The 4395-nt window shown below is 71.0% G+C and carries 3 protein-coding genes; 2 read left to right on the top strand and 1 reads right to left on the bottom strand.

Annotation, left to right across the window (positions count from 1 at the left end; all coding sequences use genetic code 11):
• The first annotated feature begins 171 nt into the window (after positions 1 to 171).
• Positions 172 to 861, top strand: a complete 690-nt coding sequence (locus HNP84_RS50825; protein WP_185057377.1) for an RNA polymerase sigma factor — start codon at positions 172 to 174, stop codon at positions 859 to 861.
• Positions 862 to 930: 69 nt separating this feature from the next.
• Here HNP84_RS50825 and HNP84_RS50830 read toward each other — a convergent pair whose 3' ends face one another.
• The gene (locus HNP84_RS50830) at positions 931 to 1677 is read right to left on the bottom strand and encodes a trimeric intracellular cation channel family protein (protein ID WP_221337789.1); all 747 of its coding nucleotides are present in this window, start codon (positions 1675 to 1677) and stop codon (positions 931 to 933) included.
• A 512-nt stretch (positions 1678 to 2189) separates the two neighbouring features.
• Here HNP84_RS50830 and HNP84_RS55795 point away from each other — a divergent pair.
• Positions 2190 to 4395 (top strand): AAA family ATPase (locus HNP84_RS55795; RefSeq protein ID WP_221337790.1); only part of this gene is annotated, 2206 nt, incomplete at its 3' end.

Raw genomic sequence — 4395 nt, forward strand, 5'->3', positions numbered from 1 at the left:
CCGCCAGGCCGGCGCAGCCGCCCGCCTTCGGCCACGGACCCGTTTCCGGCTCGAACCCCGCTCCCGCGGGCCCCCCCCCCCCCCCCCCCGGGGGGGGGGGGGGGGGGCCCCCCCCCCCCCCCCCCCGCGCCGCTGCGCCCCGGAGAGCACCTCGCGCTGTCGCGTTTCGCTGTGTACGCGTCCGACCACCGCACGAATCCGGCGAGCGCTCTGCTGCACCAGCGGGTCCTCACGCTCTGGCTGCGCTCGGAGCGGATGGCGTGGTCGTTCCTGTGCGCTTACGACGCGGCGTACTGGACCACGCTGCACGAATGTCTGCAGCATCCAGCCGTCGGCCAGGTCGCGGCCGGAACGGGCCACTACACGCTGTACGCCCACGACTGGCGCGCCGTCCCGCCCCGCACCTGGCTGGAGACGATCGACTTCATGGCCCTGGCGCCGGCACCGGCGACGGAGGAGACGCCGCGGTTCACGGTGTTGTCTCGGGAGCAGTTCGACGCCGCCGTGCACGAGGCCCTGCGTTCCTGGCGCCGGCCGGACGTTCTGGCGGCCAGCCCGCTGCTGGGCACACGGATGGTGGCACAGGCCACGCCCGACTCGGGGAGTGAGGTGAACACGCTCCGGGACCTGCTCGCCGAGGCGGTCGACGACCTGCACACCGCCTCGCCCAAGTTCCACCGGGTACTGGCCGCTACCTACTTCCACGGCGCGTCCACACAGGAGGCCGCCGCGGAGCGCCTCAACCTGCCGTTCAGCACCTATCGGCGGCACCTCCGCCGCGCGACCGACCTCGTTTCGGAGAACCTGTGGCGGCGTGAGCTGAACGGCTCCGCCGCCGGGGGGACCGGACCCGGCGACTGAGGCCAAGGAGGTGACCACCCCGGCACGGCGACGGCACGGCCTCGCTGCAACGACCGTGGTGGCCGCGATTCATGCGCGCCACTCGTCGAACGGGCCCATCGACTGCGTCTTCTCACTGTCGGCCGTCGATGCCGTCCGGGCCCGTGAGGGCTGGTGACGCATGCCGGAGAACGGGTTACGCCAGATGCGGGCGCGAGGCGTACGCCAACGGCGGCGCGTGGCGAGCAGCCCCAGGCCGAAGGCCGGCACCGCGGCGCACGGCGCGGTGATGCCGTTGAGCACGCCGAACGTGTCGAGCAGGATCGCCGAGCCCGCACCGGTGACGGCGGGCAGGACGTACAGATCCTGTTCCCAGCGCAGCGGAGGTGGGACCTCCCGGGCCAGTACGCTGCTCAGGATGCCGCCGCCGACGGCGCTGGCGACACCGAGCGCGATGGCGCTCGGCCGGCCGAAGTCGTGTCCGAGTGCCTTGACCGCCCCGCTGACGCCGAAGAGCGCCAGAGCGGCGGTGTCGCACACGTCGATGACCGCGAGCAACCTGCCGTGACGGTGCACCCGCGAGCTGAAGAAGACGACCAGCGCGGCGGCCACGGGCGTCAGGTAATAGCCGCAGTCGATGAAGGCGACGGGAACGACCCCGATGATCAGATCCCGGAACAGGCCGCCGCCCAGTCCGGCCGCCTCGGCCAGGAGGAGCACCCCGAAGACACCGAAGTCCTTGCGTACGGCGACGAACGCCCCTGACATCGCGAAGGCGAAGATTCCCGTCAGGTCCATCCAGTACCCGGCGACCTCGGTCAGCGCGTCGATCGCCACGTGCCTGATTCCTTCGTGGGCCAGCGCCGCACGGCTTCGCTGGAGTGCGGGATTCGGGCGGACGGCTCCGCGGAGCCGTCCGGCATGCAGATCACCTTCATGTCCACTTCCGGCTCGGATTCTGTGGCCGGGCGGTTCCACCGGCCGGCGGCGATCTCGACACGGACACTCTGCATCCACGGGTTCTTCAGTTCACAGCTCAACACCTGACCACGAGCGGGCCACCGATGGTCAGCCGCTCGGCCGGCTCATCGAACTTCCCGAGAACGAGGCGACCACCATCGATGAGGAAGATGCAGAATGCGTACATCCGCTTCGGCGCTTTGACCGGAACGGTCGAGCAGTCGCCGGCCTCGCACCATCGATGCGACGGGAGGAAGCCTGCTGTGGACGAACTCACCGGTTGTGCCCCTCCCGCACCATCGACCGACGCCTCCGGAGCAGGCGTCGTGGAGATGGCGGGCGCAGCGCCATCCGCGGGGCAGAGCCCGCTGGTGGGCCGAAGGTCCGAGATGCGTCGTGTCCTGGACATCCTCAAGACGGAGGACCGCGGATCGCGGACGCTGCTCCTACTCGGTGAGGACGGCACGGGCAAGACGAGTTTGATGGCGGCCGCCGCCGACCACGCGCGCGGCAGCGGATGGGTCGTACTGACATGCCGGGGCAGCGAGGCGGAGTCGCAACAGTCCTTCGCGTCCTTGCACCAGTTGCTTCTCCCCATTCTGCCGGAGGCCGGCACGCTCGCCGGGCATCTGCGGGAGGCGCTGGAGAGCGCGGTGGGCCTTGGTCTGAAGGGCGGGCGGCCGGGCCCGATGCTGCGGTCGGCGGTCCTGACGTCGCTGACCGGTGTCTCCGCGCAGCGGCCTGTCTTGCTGGCCGTCGATGACGTCCAGCACTTCGATCGGGATTCTCTGGACGTTCTGCGCTTTGTGCTGCGTCGAGTGGCGATGGAGGATGTCTCGGTGCTGCTTGCGGCGCGCGGGCAGTCGCCTCCGGCGGGTGTTGCCGGGGATGTGCCCACGCTGTTGCTGGGGCCGTTGGCGGAGCAGGCGGCGGCGGAGCTTGTGGATGCGCAGCCGTTTGCGCCGGTGGGGCGGGCGCGGATCGATGTGCTGGAGCAGGCGCGGGGGAATCCGCTGGCGATCGTGGAGTTGTGCCGGGCGGCCGGGGTGGGTGGTGCGCGGGCGTTGCCGGGTGGGGGGTTGTCGCAGACGCGGCGGATTCAGGAGATGTACGTGGCGCGTCTGGGTGCTTTGCCGCAGGTCACTCGGCGGTTGATGGTGTATGCGGCGGCGTCGGAGTGTGAGGACCTGGCGACGATCATGGCGGCGGCGGGTGTGGGGCGGGATCTTTCGGTGTGGGCTCCGGCGGAGGGTGCGGGGTTGGTGAGCGTGGTGGGGGGGCGGGTGGTTTTCCGGCATCCGTTGGTGCGTGCGGGGTGTTATCAGGGTGCTCCGGCTTTTGTGCGGCAGCGGGTGCATCGGGATTTGGCGGGTGTGCTGGTGTCGGATCCGGCTGGGCGGGCGTGGCATTTGGCGGCGGCGTGTCTGGGGCGGGATGAGGTGGTGGCGGCGGCGTTGGAGGACAGTGCGGAGTTTGCTTTGCGGCGTGGTGGCTATTTCGCGGCGGCGCGGGCGTTGGAGCGTGCTGCGGAGTGCAGTCCGGTGGGTGAGGATGGGGCGCGCCGGTATGCCAAGGCGTTGCGGGCCGTCAACAATGTCGGGGATCCCTCGTGGGCCCGCGAGCTGTACGGCAAGGTCGTCGCGCTGACTCGTGACCCGAACTTGCTCGGCATCGCGGCGTGCGGGGCAGGCTCGGCCCTGTCACTGCTCGGCCACCAACGGGAGGCGTTCCAGGTGCTGATGAGCGTCGTGAATCCGGATCAGCACCGCGATGGCATGGTGACGCTCGCCTTGGCGGGCACGTTGCACCCCATCGCGTTCCAATCGGGACTGCCCGAGATGAGGTTTCCGATCGCGGCCCTTGCCGAGACGATCGATGCCGCCGGCCGCGACACGCTCTACCCCGAGCTCAGCGTGACCGGAACCTTCGATGCGGTGCGGGCCGCGGCCCTGGCCGGGGCCGATCCGAGGACCGCTCCCGAACTGCTGCGGCGGATCCGGCAAAGGCCGAACCCACCGGATGCGCAGGACGACGTCGCGGACAGGACCCGCTTGCTCGGGTTGGGCGCGGTCGCCTGGTACGCCGACGAGTCCGACCTCGCCGTGGAGTCCTGGCGGCAGGCGTTCGCCATGCTGGCGGCGTACGGCTCCATGGGTGCCGCCGCGCCCTCGCTCACGGCGATGGGCTCGGCGTTGATCGACACCGGCCGGTGGGCGGAGGCCGACGAGCAACTGGAGAGGGCGGCGACGCTGGCGGCCGTCCACAAGCTGAGGCACCTGGAGATCGATGCCGAGGCGCTGCGGATCACCCTGGCCGCCCTGCGCGGACAGCGGGTCGGCATGCCGGCCGACCCGGCATGGATGGCCGTCGGGCTGGAGGAGAATCGGGCCACGCACACGCGTCTGCTGCGCGCGGCCGGCGCCGCCGCCGCGGCGGCGGGGGATTTCGATGGTGCCTTCCGTCACTTGCGGCAGTGTTTCGGCGAGGACGGTGCTCCCTCGCACTACTTCTTGTCGCATCGGGTGATCGCCGACCTGGCGGTGGCGGCGCATCGTACGGGCCGGCGGGAGGAGGCGGCGCGTGTGGTGGCGGCGG

It is taken from the genome of Thermocatellispora tengchongensis, assembly GCF_014202315.1.
In the GTDB taxonomy this organism is placed as follows: domain Bacteria; phylum Actinomycetota; class Actinomycetes; order Streptosporangiales; family Streptosporangiaceae; genus Thermocatellispora; species Thermocatellispora tengchongensis.